This is a genomic window from Neobacillus niacini, from assembly GCF_036961885.1.
In the GTDB taxonomy this organism is placed as follows: Bacteria; Bacillota; Bacilli; order Bacillales; family Cytobacillaceae; genus Neobacillus; species Neobacillus niacini_H.
This window is the reverse complement of the sequence record NZ_JBALNQ010000011.1, coordinates 52,415-71,270: the sequence shown is the minus strand read 5'-3', so window position 1 is coordinate 71,270 and position 18,856 is coordinate 52,415. Positions and strand designations below refer to the sequence as shown.

Below are 18,856 nucleotides of genomic sequence, written 5' to 3'. Positions count from 1 at the left end.
GTTTAAAAGAAGCTAGAAAACATTTATAGTCATACTCATTGAAATTTGTTGTTTTTTTCTAAAAATAAATTGAATATACTTTTTCTGCCCAGAAGGGACTGGAATATATGGAGATATTGAAGGGTGAGAAAGGTGTTACCTTAGTAGAGGTTTTAGCATCGATTACTCTTTTGTCTATAGTTTTAATTACATTAATGAACATCTTTCCACAAATGGGAATGATGAATAACTACAACAAAATGAAGACCCAGGGAATAAACACAGCAAAAGAAGTTCTTCTAAAATGGCAAAATGATAATGATAGATTAAAGCTTTTTTTTGATACCCCAGATGTATCTGTTATTCCAGAATTCAAACAAATTACTGGCAACGTTTATAATTTTGAATATGTAAATGGGGATTTTATAGTAAGAGTTGATGTTAATAAAAACTTCAGTAAAAAATCAGACATTTATAATGCACATCTAATTGTTGTAAAACTATATAACATTGAAAAACCAGATACAGTCGTAAGTGAAACATACGGCTATGTAAAAATTAGGAGATGAGCATTTGATGCATGATGAACGTGGCTTAACACTAGTAGAGGTTTTAGCTACCTTAACAATACTCTCAATTGTCAGTATCATCATTTGGAGTATTTTCTTCCAAGGTCTTAATTTTTCAAAAAAGGAAACTTCAAAAAACGTTATGATACAAGAATCCAATATTATCATTTCCAATCTTACAACAGTTCATCGCGGAGAAAATAAATATGAGATCACCAGCACTGGAACAAATAATTGTGAGATAACTGTTACCACAGATATTAGTAACACAGAAAAACAAACTCAAACCTTCACGCATTCTCAGATGTGCTTTGAATTTACTACAGATATTAAGAATAAAAAAGCAGATGATCCTGAACCGAATAAAATAGATCCAAATAAGAATGATGTTAGCCTCACAATTACTGTTAAAGACAATAATGATTCTACTAACAAAGTAACTACAAGTACTTACCTTTATCGAATGAAGGGAGTTGGATATTAGTGAATAGTTCAAAGCAAGAACAAGGATATGCTCTCATTACTGTAATGCTTATTATTACAGTCTTTACTGTTTTAGGTTTCACCTTCACCGCGATGGCTTTTAGTAGCCTTAAGCAGACTCAAAAAGTAGAGAAAACATCTCAATCAGTAGCTTTAGCTGAAATGGGAGTATCCTATTTGGATGTTGCCATACAAGATATCTTTAAAAATACGAAAATTGATATTGAGGGAAAAGTAGCGAGGAAAGAACTAACAACCGTATCACAAGTAGTAGATTACATGAAAACATCACTGAAAAATGGAATTAAGAATATTACACCCGAACACATAGATACAAACTCCTCTTACTCCTATGTTAAGGATGATGATAAGATTGATATTATAGCTATCGGAAATTTGTTGAAAATAAGAGTTAATGTAACGGGTACCAAAATTAATCCTAGTAGTACTGAGGATACTGTTAGTACACTTTTTGTAGAAATGGCAATTAACAATCTTGGTAGTATAAATATAATAAAAGCAGATGATGCAACTGCCCCTGAAATTACTTTTGGACAAGTAACAAGACCAGATGTTGCGGTTGCAGTTGAATGCACGAATCCATTATCATTTGCCAATATTGGCCAAAGTAATGGGAATAATGGTAATGGGAACAATGGTAATACGAATAATAATATCATCTGTGCAGATGTAATAATTGATAAGCCAGTTGGTGGAATCAAGACTTACACCGAAAATAATGATGTAAATGTTGAGAAAGTTTATTCAACAGTTGGTTTAAATTTTACTGGTAATCTTAACAATAGAGCAGGATTAGAAATGTACGCTATTTCACTGCAAATGGGTTCAAACTTTAATAATTCAAAAGATGTGGTTGTAGAAACGAAAAATAACTTCACCATTGGAAGTAATGTTCAAAATACTGATCATACTAGTTTTTATGTTGGCGGGCTGCTTGATATCAATGGTCACCTCGACTTAGCAAACAGTTCTAAAGTATTTATCCGTGGAACAAGAAATCCAACCGAAATTACTAGTAATACTATTTCTAAAATTAATGGGAATTTAAACATTCTTAGTGGCTCTAGAATGTGTGTTAATGGAGATTTAAAAGTAAAAGATGCTTTAAACATAGCTCAACAATATGGTCTTATCATTAAGGGTAAGGTTTATAATTTTTCTACACCTGCTGCTGTAAAAGTGTCTCCTAATATCTATTATGTAACGGAGGATACTGATAAAGATTGGTTAAAGACAATGTGTGGAAATACCTTTGACGAAGCCTCTACATTAAACAGTATTGAATGGGGTACCTTAACAAATGCAGTAATAAATGATGTTACTTATAATTAATAAATAAAGGTGAAAGAAACTAGTGCTCATAAACACTAAAGTCTTTCACCTTTTTATATTTACTTCTCCTAGCCCACTTTTGTTAGCACGACGAATACTCCGCCACCCGATTCCGCCCAGCCCTTTTCGCCCCAATATACAACGCTCTGTCCGCATGTCGAACTAGTGCAAGTGGATCTTCTGCATCTTCTGGTGCTGTCGCAACACCGATGGATGCGGTGATTTTCACCTGATGCTGTGTTAGTTCTAATGATTGCTGTAAAGTGAACGGCCAGTTGGCAATCGCTTGTCTAATGAGCTCCGCCAATTGATAAGCTTCCTTTTTATTCATATCTGGCAACAAGATGACAAATTCCTCGCCACCGTAACGGGCTACAGTTCCGCGTGAGCCCACTATTTTACTGAGCCTATCTGCAAGTTCGATAAGGATTTCGTTTCCACTTTGGTGCCCGTACGTATCGTTGACTGCTTTAAAATGGTCGATATCAAGGATGATTAACGATAATACTTTTCGCTCAAAATGGAATAATTTATTGAATTCTTCTGTTAATATTTTTTCGAAGTAACGATAGTTATATATTTTGGTTAAGGCGCAGTGTTCGCTTTGTATCTTAGTAATTTCATAGTGCTTTGCATTTTCCATGGCGACTGCAAAATAAGAACAAAGTATATCAACGATCATTAACTGATATTTTTCATAGGCGCGTTTCCGCTTAGAAGCGAGCATGACCACACCGATTACCCTTTTGTTTCTAACAATTGGGACCGCTAGGATACTTTCGGATTCGTCAGGGATATACCCCTCTGAGTATCGTTTCCAATGCTTTCCGGTAGAGTATAAATGTGCTTTACCTTTTGACCAAACAAAACCGCTAATTCCTTCACTCTTTTTTATCCTAGGCATGTTCGCAGGTAATTCCTTACACCCGCCCTCAATGCGCCGAGTTAATTGAAGCTCGTCCTCATTTACTACTTCAAAAATATAGGCATAATCAACCGGCAGCATTTCACTTAGCTTTCGAATAAAGAGGTCAATAACACCGTTTACTTCAAGTCGCTCTGCCATTTGATGCCCAATTTCGGCCGCTTGTTGCAAATATTCGTTCACCTGTTCACTAGAATAATAAAGTTTGAAGATGATTGATAAACTGACGAAAGGAATTCCTACTAATAACAGCGGTAATATTCCACCTTGGTTATAAAGCATGTACAAGACCATTCCAAGCGGTAAAGTAATGATGGTAGTGATCGTTTCAACAATGAAATCCTTTCCAAAATAGGATTCCTTACTTTTATATATAAAATAGAGATAAACTGAAAGGATAACCTGATTTAAAAAGTAATTTAAGAATGCATATACCGTTGCAAGCCAAATTGCACTAGGATTATTAATCAATTCTGGTCCTGTCTTACCTCCGAGTAAGTAATATACAGCACCACTTATAAATGAAACGAGGAAGAACATAATAAAATTCAACGGTAATCGAAATAATTGTTCTTTCTGAATTCTCAATTTAAGCAGGAGTACAATCACTGCCGCCTGAGCAAAAACGATTTCGACAAACAATCCGAAGCTTAAAAAGGTAGCTATCGATACCCATTGTATTAAAAAAATCGGAGTATTATTAATTACCATTGGCATCGAGGCAACCACTGATGTTAACAGTAAAAAGGCAATTAGATCTAACCAACGGCCAGAGACATTAGGAGGATAGGTATGGTAAGTAAACCACATCCCAGCAGGGACGATTAACAGCCATATGAGAACTATTACTTTTTTCGTACGTGCATTTACTACCATTCTACTCCTCCTCCCCACTTTAATAGTTAGAATTCAAGATGTATTCATTTTACCAAATATACTTTAGCTTGTCATAGTAAAATCTTTCACTTTTCTAACAATTCACAGAAAAGGCAATTACACCCATGATTATAATGAATTTCTTCCTAAGTTTGATTTAATCTCTGATAGTAAATAGAGCGACCCCGTAATAATAATGATCTCATCCTGTTGACTTCTAAGTTCATTTACAAACCCATGCCCCAGCTCTGTCCAAATTTCAATATTATCTAAAGTACTTTGACTGGCTAACCTTTCAGCGGAGGCAGCACGAGCGAAGTTAAAATGAATAAACGTAATCTTATGAGCAATTTGTTCAATCATTTCAATCATTAATTTTGTATTCTTATCCTTTAAAGCACCAAAAATAAAATGATACCTCCGGTTTGGATATTCCTCTTTTATTGTCTCTATCAATTGGTAGATAGCATCAGGATTATGTGCTCCGTCAAGGATTATCAATGGGTTTTCAGAAATGACTTCAAACCTTCCTGGAAAAAATGTGTTTTTAATCCCTTTTTCAATATGATTCTTTGTTATGTTTAGATAATCGTTCTGTTGTAACAACTCTGCTGCCTTAATCGCCAAAGAACCATTTTCTTTTTGATGCGGGCCTTTTAACCCAATCCTAAGATGATTATATTGATTTTCGGCTGTCTCCACGGATAGCTGATGACCATCATGCGTAACTGAAAAATCTTCGTTTACTGCATATACCCTTGCTTTCTTCATCGCTGCATAGCTTTTGATGACATTTAAAGCCTCCGGATTTTTCACTCCCGTAATACAAGGAATTCCACCCTTTATGATTCCTGCTTTTTGATAGGATATTTTTTCAATTGTATCACCAAGAAAACCAGTATGCTCTAGGCTAATGGTTGTGATAATGGTGAGAATAGGGTTAATAACATTGGTAGAATCTGTTAGTCCACCCATCCCCGTCTCAAAGATGATCATATCCTGCTTGGAGATTCTGCTAAAATAAACAATAGCTAAAACAGTTAACAGTTCAAACTCCGTTAATTCTTCTATTTTTTCCCCAGCGATAGTGTATAAGTACAGCAGGGTTTCTTCTAATTGTTGATCGGTAATCGCTCCTGAATTAGTAGAAATTTGATCATTCACATTAAGGATATAGGGTGAGGTAAAGGTACCTACAGAGTAGCCCGCCTCCCTTACAATATTTCTTAGAAACTGAAGTGTCGAACCTTTTCCATTTGTTCCAGCAATATGGACAGCCTTGAGATCTCTCTGCGGATTTCCAATAAGGTCTAAAACCTCCAACATCCTCCCCAACCCTAAATTTATCTCCTTTTTAATAGTTAATCCTAATTTCCTAGTAAATCTATCCATTCCTTTTGTCATATGTTAAACCCCTAACTAGGCTTTCTTATTGTCACCTCTAGATTTTACCGCTAGAATATTAATATAATTTATATTATAAATCAAACCATTTGCAGGTGAAAGAATGTACAATCGTAATCGGACTCCAGAACATCATATAAATCGATTAATTGTTTATGAAAAAAGGCCGAAATCAAAACTTGAATTTCTTCCATTTAGGAGAAAAACATTTAGAGGGGAGAATTCTGTTTTATTCATCGTAAATGACCCACAAAACAAAAATCGAGCTAAAATGTGGTGCAGCTTGCTTCATAAGCTCTACCATACCCATGCAATGGCGGCAAATTCATTAGATCCTACTAAAATACGAAAATATATAGACGATCACAAGATTGTTTCGGTATTACTCCTTAATCTTTCGAATGATTCAGATAAGATTACCATTTCAACCGAAAATGAAAGCATCTACTCGTTTCTAACTCGTTCATTTTCGTTTGAAAATCTCCAGTATATGGTTAACCAGGAAGATGTACAAGAATACCCAATTAGTAGACTTACCACCTTGTTTACCATTGGGCAAAATGTGAATCTAACGAACTTTTTCTCTTTTCTTACGAGTTTCCTGCAGGTACATACTAAATTATCATCAGAACACAAGGAAAGCAGGATTCTAGCGCTAAGCGAACACAATGTCAGGCAAAATATTCCCTATAATCGCGTCGAACTCCATCCGACTTTTATGCTTCAAAATGATTTGCAGGAAAACGACTTTGCTGTTATTTATAATCCATTTAACTATAAATATTCTGTTGCGAATGTGAAAAGTTCTAGTAAGATTCCGGTCGATGAAATCATTGCCAGCCCTTCTATTAAGAATAAATTAGAGTTGTGGTTACAGGCTAAGATTGTCATCCATCCTGTAAAGAAAATCATATCTCAAAAAATCCAAATTCAAGACGTTAGTAAACTTGCAGATGGGAATATAACCGTTTCTGAGGATATCTATCAATTAGTGGAAGAAATGGGTGCTGAACATTATGAAGTTGTCAATAGAGCAACTTCCGCTTCGATAGACATTACACGTTCAGAAATAATAGTAGGTAGTTCCCTTGCTCCTGGAACAATCAGAATGAGTTATTTACAACGTGAATTTCTAGACTTTGAGCATCCACCTGATACATTGCCACCGTTTTATTTTCAACTGTTCAAAAATGATTCAGTCTTAAATCAGGAACAAGTGGAATTTCTAAATACCCATTATTCCAAAGGAAGAGTCCATCAAATCGATACATATGAAGAAAAATTGAAAGCTAAAAAGATTCTTCAGAATGTGGGCTATAATCGAGCCGTGATTTATCCGCTTCCCTTAAAACGGAACAGAAAACAGCTAAATATATTAAAAAGACCTTTTCAGTTTTTTTTGCATTGGTCGATTCGACCTTCTTCACTTAAATTAAAGGTGATTCGTCCATACAGTACGGATGAGTCCAGCAATATTGTTCGCATATCTAAAAGTGTCATGAGTGTACTAGGTGTAGCTGAAAATGATTTAATTCAACTCGCTTACCGAGGACGGTTCATTACTGTCCCAGTACTAGAACTTGACTCAACACAATTAATTAAAGAGACTAATATTATTTGCAATGAAAGTACCATTAATATTTCCATTGGAATTCCTGCCCATTTACGGCACAAACTAGGGATCAAGCAAATTGGAAAGATATGTACAGTTGAACGAGATTTGAAATTTCTATTCAGGAAAAATTGGAATACACAATTTCTGCCCATTCTTGCTACCATCTTTACGATTTATTCCCTAAAAATAGATGATTTGTGGCTGAAAATTCTCATGATGGTTATCATCATCCCGATTTCCAGTTATATTACCTTGTCACCAGTTCGTGAAAAAATCCCAAAAATTTAGGAGGAAAGTATGAACCTCACAAAAAGAATCATAAACTTGGAAATGAAATATAGGGAAGAAAACTTCCCAGGGTCTGATACTTTTGAAATTATTCACGGACAACTTCCAATATTAATTTCTGCTCCACATAGTGTGACTCATTATCGGAATAAGAATGTGAAACAAGGGGAATTTATGACCGGCGTGATCGCTGCACTTTTGCAAGAGCGGCTAAACTGTTACTCGATTACAAAAACAAAAAATGATAACAGTGATCCAAATTTTGATGAAATTCATCCTTATAAAGAAAAAGTAAAGGAACTTATTAAAAAACATAAAATTTCCTTCCTTATTGATTTACATATCATGGCAAATAAGCGTCCGGCTGCCATTGAAATCGGGACTGGCTCCGGCAAAAACGTATTCATGGATGACCACTATGCCAATGTGTTACGTGAAACGTTTGAAAGTCATATGATTCATCCCGTTATTGTGGATGAACATTTTACAGGAGGGTTTAAAAATACCGTTTCTTCCGATGTCTCTCGATCTGTAAGAATACCTTGCATTCAAATCGAAGTAAATTGGCGGCTCCTCGATGTAAATTCAACGAACCATCAAATTTTTGCTGTACTTGATTCACTTGAAGCTAGCATTAAGCAACTGAGGAGGACACCATGAGTAGAAACCAAATTTCCTGCTGGATCGTTTATAATGGAAGTCTGACATCTCCAAAATTTATTGACCAGGCAGAAATGATCAAAATGAGTGCTGAAAAAAGAAATATCTCTTGTACGATATACAAAAATCATGAGCTGATTATGGAGATTATCGACGGCAATCTCACTTTAAATGGACAGTCCCAGATTAAGAAACCTGACTTTGTGATTTTTTTAGATAAAGATTTATTGTTGGGCAAGCACTTAGAAAAACTAGGTATTCCTGTCTATAATCCCATCTCTGCGATTGAACGCTGCGATAATAAGGCGGTCATGTACCAAACATTGGCTAACCACGGACTTCCGATTCCAGAGACGATCATTGCCCCAAAGGTATATAAAGGTTTTGAACTAAAGGATCGCAGTTATTATGACTATGTCATGAAAAGATTGGGCTTTCCCATGATTATTAAAGAAGTACATGGGTCCTTTGGAATGAAGGTTTATTTGATTAACAATGAACGAGAATTTTTTGAAAAAGTGGACGAGCTTTCTGGGATCAGTTATTTATTTCAAAAATTTATCGATACGAGCTTTGGCAGAGACATTCGAATCAATGTGGTCAATGACAAGGCTGTTGCAACTATGTATAGAAAGTCAGAAACTGATTTCCGTGCGAATGTCACAAATGGCGGAAAGATGTATACCTACGAACCCACAGATGCTCAAATTGAATTGGCTGTAAAATGTTCACAAATTATGGGTACTTATTTTTCGGGTATTGATATTCTTTTTGGTGAAAATGAGGAACCGATTATTTGCGAAGTAAATTCCAATGCACATTTAAGAAATATTTATGATTGTACAGGAGTGTGGGTCGCTGATTACATGATTGATTTTGTCCTGGATCACTTGCAGGTGGGAGAAAAATGAGTGGGCAGTTAAATGGATGGCTAGTTTATAAGAAGGATAATGCTGCTAAAAATGAAGGTTTTATTCGGATGCTTACTGAAGAAGCAGCTTTAATCGGTATAAATTTAGCACTAGTTTTTGAAGAGGATCTAATCCTCGGCATTAAACAAAATCAGCCGTATCTCTCACATCCAAAATTAGATGTAGCTAACATCCGTTTTGCAATTGTGAGGACGATTAATCCCTTACTTTCAAAGCAGTTTGAATACTGTGGAATTCGCTGCTTTAATTCTTCTTTCGTTTCACATGTTTGTAATGATAAAGCACTTACCCAACAGTACGTCACTCAATTAGGCATAAAAAGCTTAGACACTTATTTTCTTTCCAACGAAAATTTTAATCCTAAGAATCTACCTTCAAGTTTTCCAATGGTATTAAAACAAGTGGATGGCCATGGTGGAAATGAAGTCTATCTTGTTCATTCAAGTGCAGAAATTAGAAGTATCTTTCTTGATTTTCCTAATAAAAGATTTATTTTACAGGAGTTCTCTGACAACCCTGGGAAAGATTTACGCGTGTTTGTAATCGGCACGAACATCATCGGTGCTGTTTTACGAGAATCAACCACCTCTTTTAAAGCGAATTATACATTAGGTGGTCAAATTAGCCCTTACCATTTAACATATACCGAAATCACTATCGTAAAAAAAATCATCTCAAACCTTCAAGCTGATTTTATCGGTATCGACTTCTTATTAAGTAAGGACAATGAGCTTATTTTTAATGAAATTGAGGATGTTGTAGGCTGTCGCTCCCTTTATTCAACCTCGGAAGTCAATGCTGCAAGGTTATATGTTGAGCATATCAATAAAGCAATGAAAATGGGGTAGCGTTATGTCGCTACCCCTACTTTTTTATCCTCTTAATTCCTTGATGCGAGCTTCAACCAAGGCTCTTTTTTCACGATAGTCTTGTTCTTTTGCACGTTCTTCGATAATAACATTTTCAGGCGCCTTTTTCATAAAACCTTCGTTGTTCAGTTTCTTTTCGACTCTTTCTACTTCTTTTGTTAATTTATCGTATTCTTTTGCGAGGCGGGCAATTTCTTCGTCAATGTTAATTAAACCTTCTAACGGAAGATAAATTTCCACCCCTGTGATGACTGCTGTCATTGCTTTTTCTGGTGTTTCAAGGTTCGTTCCAATCTGAAGTTCTTCTGGGTTACAGAATTTCTCAATATAGGCACGATTCTTTTCAAGTGCAGTCAGAATCGAGTCATCCTTCGCCTTTACAAGCATTTTAACTTTTTTGCTCATTGGTGTATTTACTTCTGCTCGGATATTTCGAACAGAACGAATCATTTCCATTAACATTTTCATTTCTTGTGCCGCTTGTTCATCTGAATGTGCTGGAATTACTTCAGGCCACTTTGCAGTTGTAATCGATTCACCACTGTGTGGAAGGTTCTGCCAGATTTCCTCGGTAATGAATGGCATAAACGGATGTAATAATCGCATGGTCTGATCAAGAACATAGGCAAGAATCGAGCGCGTTGTTTTCTTCGCTGCTTCGTCATCACCATATAACGGAAGTTTTGCCATCTCAATATACCAGTCACAGAAATCATCCCAGATGAAGTTGTATAAGGCACGGCCTGCTTCTCCAAATTCGTAACGCTCTGAAAGCTTTGTAACAATCTCAATCGTTTCGTTTAACTGAGTTAAAATCCACTTATCAGCAACAGATTTTTCTCCGCTAAAATCAATTTCATCATACGTCATGCCATCCATATTCATTAATGCAAAACGAGAGGCATTCCAAATCTTATTTGCAAAGTTCCAAGTAGACTCGACTTTTTCAAAGCTAAAGCGTAAATCCTGACCTGGTGAGCTTCCTGTAGAAAGGAAGTAACGTAGGGCATCGGCACCGTATTTGTCGATGACATCCATTGGGTCGACACCGTTACCAAGAGATTTACTCATTTTACGTCCTTGTTCATCACGAACTAAGCCGTGGATGAGAACATCTTTAAATGGTCGCTCTCCTGTAAATTCAAGGCTTTGGAAAATCATCCTCGATACCCAGAAGAAAATAATATCATAACCAGTTACAAGTACATCGGTTGGGAAGAAGCGCTTGAAGTCTTCTGCCTCTACATTTGGCCAGCCCATTGTGGAGAACGGCCATAAGGCAGAACTGAACCACGTATCCAATACGTCTTTATCCTGCTCCCAATTTTCACTATCTGCAGGTGCTTCATGACCAACAAATACTTCACCTGTTTCCTTATGGTACCAAGCAGGAATGCGGTGACCCCACCAAAGCTGGCGTGAGATACACCAGTCACGGATATTTTCCATCCAGTGAAGATAGGTTTTTTCAAACCGCTCAGGAACAAAATTTACTTTGTTTTCTTTATTTTGCAAGGCAATGGCTTCATTAGCAAGTGGCTGCATTTTTACAAACCATTGTGTTGATAAATACGGCTCGACTACTGCACCACTACGCTCTGAATGACCAACAGAGTGTAAATGCTCTTCAATTTTGAATAGAATTCCTTGTTCTTGGAGGTCCTTAACAATTTGCTTGCGGCATTCGAAGCGGTCCAATCCTTTATATTTGCCAGCTCGATCATTCATCGAACCGTCTTCGTTCATAACAAGAACACGCTCAAGATTGTGACGATTCCCGATTTCAAAATCGTTCGGGTCATGTGCTGGAGTAATTTTAACTGCCCCTGAACCGAACTCCATATCAACATAATCGTCGCCAACAATCGGAATTTCACGGCCAACGATTGGAAGGATAACGGTTTTGCCGATTAAGTGCTTGTAGCGCTCATCTTCTGGATGAACCGCAACTGCCGTATCACCTAACATGGTTTCAGGTCGTGTCGTCGCTACCTCAATATGTCCTGAACCATCTGCAAGCGGATATTTCATATGATAAAATCCACCTTGAACATCTTTATAAATAACTTCGATGTCGGATAATGCAGTCTTTGTGGATGGATCCCAGTTGATAATGTATTCGCCTCGGTAAATCAGACCTTTATTATAAAGAGTAACAAATACTTCACGAACAGCTGCAGATAAGCCTTCATCTAGCGTGAAACGTTCACGGCTGTAATCTAATCCCAGGCCAAGTTTTGACCATTGTTGGCGAATATGGGAAGCATACTCTTCCTTCCACTTCCATGTTTCCTCAACAAATTTTTCACGGCCTAAATCATACCGGCTTTTTCCTTCGCTGCGGAGCTTTTCTTCTACTTTTGCCTGGGTCGCAATTCCTGCATGATCCATTCCAGGCAGCCAAAGAATATCATATCCCTGCATCCGCTTCATGCGGGTAAGAATATCTTGCAGTGTTGTATCCCAAGCATGACCTAAATGTAGCTTACCTGTAACGTTAGGCGGCGGGATAACGATTGTATAAGGCTGTTTTCCCTCCGCATTCTGTGCTTCAAAAAACTTTCCTTTTAACCACCAATCATAACGACCTTGCTCAATCGACTGTGGATCATACTTCGTCGGCATCGTAATTTCTTTCGTTTCCATTAGAATTCCTCCTTGTATATCTATTGGCGGCAATCCGCCCTACCTATAAATCTAATCGTGAAAAGGGCAACTACTACAAGCAGTACACCATCCAAGAAAGCAAAGGCGGTGTGAGCAGAGCCATACTACCCCTATCTTAATTGAAATAAAAATTACCTATCTCAAAATTGGATTTACAGATAACCTTGTGCGGCGCTCCGCCCCTTTTCTAAACAAACAAAAAACCCCAATCGTCTTAAAAGGACGAATGGAGTTTGCTTCGCGGTACCACCTTTTTTCCAACCCAAAAGAAATAGATTGGCTCTTAACTTGATAACGGATTTGATCCGTCTTCAACTATTGGGATTGTACATCCGTTCGCAGAAGAAGCTCAAGGGCGACCTTCCGAGTGTCTGCTTAGGAAACCTTTCAGCTAGTGGCTTCCCTCTCTTGAAGCAGGTGAACATCGTACTCTTCCCTGTCTGTGCTTTATATGTAATTAATTATATGTATTATACTACCCAAAAAAGGTTCTAGACGTCAATCATGATAACCAATTTTTTTATATTATATACCATTTTGAAAAAAACGTTAAGGAATTAGGGGAATTCACTAGGAAGAAAGAATATACATAAAAGAAATGCCATTTTGGAGAGGAAGATTTTGATGAAGCGGAGGAAATTCATCACCAAATACTCTTACACTTCCTGGTATATAACCACTAGGAGAGTATGCGAGCAGCTGATTTTACCGTTCACGATTTTTCAATTAATCCGGACCCTGTTTATTCCGACTGTTTTTGATGTCTTATTATTAACCGTTTTTATAGCCATAGCCGTATCAATTTATTTTGAAATTGTTTAAGAGCCCAATGAGCATCTTCACTGCTGCTGGGCTCCTTCTTTTGCCTGTTTTTCCTTGTCATCGAGTTCTGTCATCCTCATGACAACATACTCTGAATTCTTTAAATGCCAATATTTGCGTTGGAGCATCCGAACAAATTTCAGCTCATTTTTAGGCTGTTCTTTTTTATAATACTTTTCGACTACTTGGATAATAGGAATGGGAAAAGCTAAATAACTAAAGAATAGCAATTTTTCATCTGTTTTAAAGGGAAAATATTTATAATAGTGGTGAACCCACTCAACCGCTTCATCATTACGTGTAGGCTGAGAATTAAAAGATCGTGAAAGGTATGGCAATAAATCATGAATGGGTGAGCCATAGCTGGCATTTTCAAAATTAATAAAATAGCCGTACCCTTTGTCGTCATATAGAAAATGCTCGGATGATAATTTGCCGTGCGTAATCACCATGCGTGCTTTTTCTTCTTCCTTTGTTTTTTCATACCATTCCTCGAATTTTGTTTTTGAAAAACGCAGCGCCTGGCTTATTTCGTTATAGTACAAGCAATACACCAGTTCAAACGGTGACATGTACGCCTTTTTTTCACATTTATCGATGAAGCCGTCTAGAAACTCCTGTTTTTTATCAAGTAATTCAATAGTTTTCTCATAATGCTCTGTCCGTTCCTCTTTGTTCACAGTGATGTCTTTAGCGGATAGCGTGTGCAGCCTCGCTAATTCGCGAAATAGCTGTTGATGTTTATGTTGGCGGTCTTCCTTCACTTCATTCGGCATCCATGGCATCAGGTAATATAGAGATTTATCATGGAGGACGGCATATCTTCCGTCCATTGTCGGATAAATAGGCACAATTCGATTAAAGCCCTTTTGGTAGAGAAGTTGAACATGACGGATGAAATCTGTTCCCACAGTTGGGATTATTTTTTTCAGCGCAAAGGTTCCTTTATTTGAATAAACTTTTTTTATATTGCCGTGTTCCTCAACAAAATATGGTTGTACCTGATAGTTATTTAAAATAGGGACCAGTGAATCCACCTGATTCGAATCACTCATCAAAATTTCATCTACCTTTCAAATGAAAAGCGCAAGCGCCCTGTTCAGCGGCGTATGGCCTCCTCGAAAAAGCTAACGCTTTTTCTTCGTGCGAAGCCTATGCTGCCGATGCGGTCCTTGTGGAGCGCTCCAACTGAGATAAAGGAAACACGAAGAGCCGAAGGCGATTCGATGTTGACTTATCGTAGGGCGGAGAGCGAAGGACACTAGCCGCTAGGGCACTGGAGCTAGACAGTAAACTAAGTTCCAAAAACTTATCTCGTCTTATTCTTAAAAAGATGTGAGCAGGTTTTGTAACCCCGCTCACCCTGTTTTGGCTGTTATTTTTTTGCAAAGGCCACAGGTACGTATAATACCTGACCCTCAAACACGTCTTGGTTGAGCTCGAGATTATTATATCTAAGCAGATTTGGGACGGAAAGATCGTAACGGTCAGCAAGACTATCCAGCGTATCACCCTTTTGAACAATGCAAACTTTTAATCTAGCTTGATCAGAACCTTCTTCCTTGCGGGCAAAGAATTCCGTAAGTGTCATTGATTTCTTTTTTGCTGCCTTCTTTTTTGATTGTTTCGGCGGTGCTTCTGGGGAAGAAGAACTCTCTTCCATAACAGGTTCTTTTGGTTCGACAGATTCCTTTACCTCTTCGGCAATAGGTGCGGCTGGCATTTCCTCGGCGATTTCATGTTCAGGCTTACCGACTTCACTCCTAGCAAATTCAAAAACTGCTGGCTGTTGTGGCTCTTGCACCTCTTCTTCAGGCTCCTGATAGGAAAAGGTTGGAAATTTAGGAAAAGCTTCAATCATTTCTTCTTCAGGCTGCTTTCTGGCTTCGGCCTCAAATAAGAAAGTATCCTCAAATTGTTCCTCTTCTGTATCCTCATTGGCTTTAGCTTGATAGCGATGGAGTACTTCATACTCCTCCTCAGCTTCCACAGCTTCTTCATCTTGCTGCTGGGTTGAATCATATAAGCCGCTGATGGTCAGTTCTGCGGTTAGTTTAAGGCAGCTGCGCTCCGGTAATCCATAATCAAATGACTCTACAATGACATCGATATCATAAATGCTTTGAATTCGATTGTTTGGAATGGTAATATCGACAGGAAAACGGTGTGAGAATTCACAAATTCCCTCTTCTTGTGCATCCACTCTTTCTACATACTTTTGATTCGGTACATTTTCATCCTCATTCTCAGCACTATCTTCGTCACTTCTATATTCGCCTGTTAATTCCAGCGAACCACGTATGGTTACGTATTGATCATTTTCCTGGATAGTAATATCCGGGTCTAGAGAAATCGACACGAGTTCAGCTACTTCCTGTCCCTTTCTAAACCACAAAGATTCCTCCAAGGAAAATCGCAGGCACGATTGATTCTCCTGAGACAAAGCGACTCCTCCTTTCGTTTCCTTTTACGCAAAATCACTATGTCACTTACACAATATGAACAAAAACTTTTAAATATGATAAAAATGCCTTCTGAAGAGAAAAAGTTTAAGTTTAAGGAGGTTGGTCTAAATTAATCTCGCGAGAAATTCTCATGATTGATATAAGGCATAGGTTGGGGCCGTCTATTATCTTGAAATATGTGTGACGAAGTCTTTTTTCGTGTTATTATTAATTTATGAATATTCCAATTTTATCCACTAAACTATATATCCCCCTGCCACGGACTAATGTTGTACTAAGACCGCGCCTTGTCGAGCGGTTGAATAAGGGTCTGAACCGCAAGCTTACACTCATCTCTGCTTCTGCTGGCTTTGGCAAAACTACGCTAGTCAGTGAATGGGTCGCCGGTTGTGAGCGACCAGTCGCATGGCTGTCACTGGATGAAGGAGATGGCGACGCCGCACGCTTCTTAACTCACCTGGTCGCTGCACTGCAGACAATTATAGACAATATTGGAGAAGGCGTAGTTGGTTCGCTCAAATCCCCACAGCCACCGTCAATTGAATCGATTCTAATCGTTCTGCTCAATGAAATTTTAGCTATACCGTACAAATTCGTTCTCGTTCTTGACGACTACCATTTAATTGATTCTAACCGTATAGATGATGCACTTATCTTCCTACTCGAGCATCTACCACCACAGATGCACTTGGTCATTGCCACCCGAGAAGACCCGCAGCTTCCCCTAGGAAGGCTACGTGCCCGGGGTCATTTAACTGAGCTGCGTGCCAACGACCTGCGCTTTACTCCTGGCGAAGCAGCCATGTTCCTCAATGAAGTGATAGGCTTAGATCTCACGACCGACGAAATTACTGCGCTGGAGACCCGGACCGAGGGCTGGATTGCCGGGCTCCAATTGGCAGCACTCTCGATGCATGGGCGCGAAGACATTCCTGCATTCATTCGGGCATTTGCTGGGGACAATCGGTACATTATGGACTATTTGGTCGAAGAGGTCCTGCAGCGTGTGCCCAATTATGTCCGAACCTTCTTACTTCAGACCTCCATTCTCGACCGCTTGCATGGCCCGTTGTGCGACGCCGTCACGAGTCAGGCAGAAAGCAGCGCTCGGTTAGACTCCTTGGAGCGAGGCAACTTCTTTATTGTCCCACTGGATGACAGGCGTCACTGGTATCGCTATCATCATCTCTTTGCAGAGGTTCTTTCTTCGCATTTGAGAGCAGATTTACCCGATCAGGTTGCTACGCTGCACCTGCGTGCGAGTAAGTGGTATGAACAGAATGGATCTCCCGCCGATGCAATCCGCCATGCGTTGGCCGCCAAAGATTTCACACGGGCTGCGGACTTGATCGAGATGGCATGTCCTGCCATAGGCAGGAGTGGACAGTGGGCTCTGGTGTTGGGCTGGTTGAAGGGGCTCCCCAGCGAGCTAGTCCACTGTAGACCTGTACTTTGTGTTTGGTATGCCGGTGCGTTACTGGCAGGCGGCAAGCTAGAGGCAGTTGAGGACCGATTGCAAATTGCCGAAAAATGGCTGGAAACTACGGCAGGCATGCGCAATCGACTGGAAGCTCCACTCGGTAAGATGATTGTCGTGGACGAAGAGGAATTTCGCCGACTCCCAGGTTCGATTGCTGTGTTCCGTGCCGGACTAGCTTTGGTTCTGGGTGATGTGCCCGCCACCGTGAAATACGCCCAGCTTGTGCTCGACCTCGTACCCGAGGATGATCATCTCCCTCGAGGATCGGCAGCTGCGCTCCTGGGACTCGCATCCTGGAGGAGCGGAGACCTCGATGAAGCACACCGAATGTTTGCCGATGGTATTGCTACTGTTCAACTGGCAGGAGCTATCCCTGACGCAATTAATGGTGCAATCGCTCTTGCTGATATACGGATTGCGCAAGGCCGACTCCGCGATGCGATGCGTACCTATAAGCGGGGATTACTACTTGCAGCAGAGTACGGCGAACCTGAACTACTGGGAACGGCTGATATTTACGTGGGAATGAGTGAACTCCACCGTGAGCATAACGATCTGAATACCGCCACGCAACACCTGCTGAGAAGCAAGGAGCAGGGCGAGCATACCGGGTTCCCCCAAAATCGCTATCGGTGGTACGTAGCAATGGCTAGAATACGGGAGGCCGAAGGAAACTTGGATAGCGCGCTCAACCTGTTCCACGAGGCAGAGAAGCTGTATGTAAGTGACTTTTTCCTAAATGTACGTCCTATAGCAGCGTTGAAGACAAGGATATGGGTGGCACAGGGTAGGTTGGGTGAAGCCCTTGACTGGGCACGGGAGCAGGACCTGTCCGCACGGGACGACCTTTCCTACATGCACGAATTTGAGCATATCACCCTGGTCAGGGTACTCCTAGCCAAGTATAAGAGCGAACGTGCAGACCACTCCATGCTTGAAGCAATGGGTCTTCTCGAACGCCTACTCCAAGCAGCGGAAGAGGGAGGAAGGAAGGGAAGTGCGATCGAAATCTTGATCATGCAGGCACTTGCTCACCAAATAAAAGGCGACAGCCCTGCTGCGCTTGTTCCGCTGGAACGTGCCCTGTCCCTAGGTGAGCAAGAGGGCTATGTTCGGATTTTTGTGGACGAAGGACAACCAATGGCTGCCCTGCTGGAAGTAGCAGTAAAACGGAAGGTTTCCCTAAACTATGTCCGCCGTCTCCTGAAATTCTTTAACAAGACTGAGGATAAACCGCCTGCCAATCAGGTTTTGAGCGAGCGACTAAGTGAACGTGAACGTGAAGTACTAAGGCTGCTCAGAACCGACTTGAGTGGCCCAGACATTGCCCGTGAACTCATAGTATCCTTAAACACACTAAGGTCCCACACCAAGAACATTTATGGCAAACTTGAGGTAACCAACCGTCGGGCAGCAGTCCGCCGAGCAGAGGAACTCGATTTATTCTAGCAAGCCCTGCCCCCCTGCTT

The 18,856-nt window shown here is 39.7% G+C and carries 14 protein-coding genes and 1 other annotated feature; of the genes, 9 read left to right on the top strand and 5 right to left on the bottom strand.

The window, feature by feature from the left end; translation table 11 throughout:
• Positions 1 to 107: 107 nt before the first annotated feature.
• The 3 genes from V7124_RS07265 to V7124_RS07255 are packed head-to-tail and all read left to right on the top strand — an operon-like array spanning position 108 to position 2,384.
• Complete coding sequence (locus tag V7124_RS07265; protein WP_335487530.1) at positions 108 to 548, top strand: type IV pilus modification PilV family protein; 441 nt, start codon at positions 108 to 110, stop codon at positions 546 to 548.
• 7 nt (positions 549 to 555) lie between these two features.
• Positions 556 to 1,032, top strand: a complete 477-nt coding sequence (locus V7124_RS07260; protein ID WP_335487532.1) for a prepilin-type N-terminal cleavage/methylation domain-containing protein — start codon at positions 556 to 558, stop codon at positions 1,030 to 1,032.
• Positions 1,032 to 2,384: a hypothetical protein gene (locus V7124_RS07255; protein ID WP_335487528.1), complete on the top strand. Its 1,353-nt coding sequence runs from the start codon at positions 1,032 to 1,034 to the stop codon at positions 2,382 to 2,384. The genes V7124_RS07260 and V7124_RS07255 overlap by 1 nt, the downstream gene beginning before the upstream one ends.
• An 82-nt stretch (positions 2,385 to 2,466) precedes the next feature.
• Here V7124_RS07255 and V7124_RS07250 read toward each other — a convergent pair whose 3' ends face one another.
• Both V7124_RS07250 and V7124_RS07245 read right to left on the bottom strand, forming a co-directional pair.
• Positions 2,467 to 4,185, bottom strand: coding sequence for a sensor domain-containing diguanylate cyclase (locus tag V7124_RS07250; protein WP_335487525.1), 1,719 nt, complete (start codon positions 4,183 to 4,185; stop codon positions 2,467 to 2,469).
• Positions 4,186 to 4,314: 129 nt separating this feature from the next.
• On the bottom strand, positions 4,315 to 5,589 hold the full coding sequence (locus tag V7124_RS07245; RefSeq protein WP_335487522.1) for a bifunctional folylpolyglutamate synthase/dihydrofolate synthase: 1,275 nt from the start codon (positions 5,587 to 5,589) through the stop codon (positions 4,315 to 4,317).
• 103 nt (positions 5,590 to 5,692) lie between these two features.
• On the opposite strand from V7124_RS07245, the gene V7124_RS07240 reads away from it, so the two are divergent.
• The 4 genes from V7124_RS07240 to V7124_RS07225 are packed head-to-tail and all read left to right on the top strand — an operon-like array spanning position 5,693 to position 9,932.
• Positions 5,693 to 7,492, top strand: coding sequence for a hypothetical protein (locus V7124_RS07240; RefSeq protein WP_335487519.1), 1,800 nt, complete (start codon positions 5,693 to 5,695; stop codon positions 7,490 to 7,492).
• Between the two features lie 9 nt (positions 7,493 to 7,501).
• A complete protein-coding gene (locus V7124_RS07235) occupies positions 7,502 to 8,152 on the top strand; it encodes an N-formylglutamate amidohydrolase (protein WP_335487516.1) in 651 nt (216 codons plus the stop codon).
• Positions 8,149 to 9,063 carry an ATP-grasp domain-containing protein gene (locus V7124_RS07230; protein WP_335487513.1) on the top strand — a complete coding sequence of 305 codons (915 nt, stop codon included), beginning with the start codon at positions 8,149 to 8,151 and terminating at the stop codon, positions 9,061 to 9,063. The genes V7124_RS07235 and V7124_RS07230 overlap by 4 nt, the downstream gene beginning before the upstream one ends.
• Positions 9,060 to 9,932, top strand: coding sequence for an ATP-grasp domain-containing protein (locus V7124_RS07225; RefSeq protein WP_335487509.1), 873 nt, complete (start codon positions 9,060 to 9,062; stop codon positions 9,930 to 9,932). Before V7124_RS07230 ends, V7124_RS07225 begins: the two co-directional genes overlap by 4 nt.
• 24 nt (positions 9,933 to 9,956) lie before the next feature.
• On the opposite strand, the gene V7124_RS07220 is transcribed toward V7124_RS07225, so the two are convergent.
• Positions 9,957 to 12,599, bottom strand: coding sequence for a valine--tRNA ligase (locus V7124_RS07220; protein WP_335487506.1), 2,643 nt, complete (start codon positions 12,597 to 12,599; stop codon positions 9,957 to 9,959).
• A 236-nt stretch (positions 12,600 to 12,835) separates the two neighbouring features.
• Positions 12,836 to 13,072, bottom strand: a binding site (T-box leader).
• Positions 13,073 to 13,244: 172 nt separating this feature from the next.
• Between V7124_RS07220 and V7124_RS07215 the strand changes: the two genes are divergently transcribed.
• Positions 13,245 to 13,442, top strand: a complete 198-nt coding sequence (locus tag V7124_RS07215; RefSeq protein WP_335418998.1) for a hypothetical protein — start codon at positions 13,245 to 13,247, stop codon at positions 13,440 to 13,442.
• Positions 13,443 to 13,459: 17 nt separating this feature from the next.
• On the opposite strand, the gene ysxE is transcribed toward V7124_RS07215, so the two are convergent.
• Both ysxE and spoVID read right to left on the bottom strand, forming a co-directional pair.
• Entirely contained in the window at positions 13,460 to 14,497 is a 1,038-nt protein-coding gene (gene ysxE, locus V7124_RS07210; RefSeq protein WP_335419000.1) for a spore coat protein YsxE, read from the bottom strand.
• A 320-nt stretch (positions 14,498 to 14,817) separates the two neighbouring features.
• Positions 14,818 to 15,885: a stage VI sporulation protein D gene (gene spoVID, locus V7124_RS07205; protein WP_335416377.1), complete on the bottom strand. Its 1,068-nt coding sequence runs from the start codon at positions 15,883 to 15,885 to the stop codon at positions 14,818 to 14,820.
• Between the two features lie 320 nt (positions 15,886 to 16,205).
• On the opposite strand from spoVID, the gene V7124_RS07200 reads away from it, so the two are divergent.
• Complete coding sequence (locus V7124_RS07200) at positions 16,206 to 18,836, top strand: LuxR C-terminal-related transcriptional regulator (protein ID WP_335487503.1); 2,631 nt, start codon at positions 16,206 to 16,208, stop codon at positions 18,834 to 18,836.
• Positions 18,837 to 18,856 lie beyond the last annotated feature (20 nt).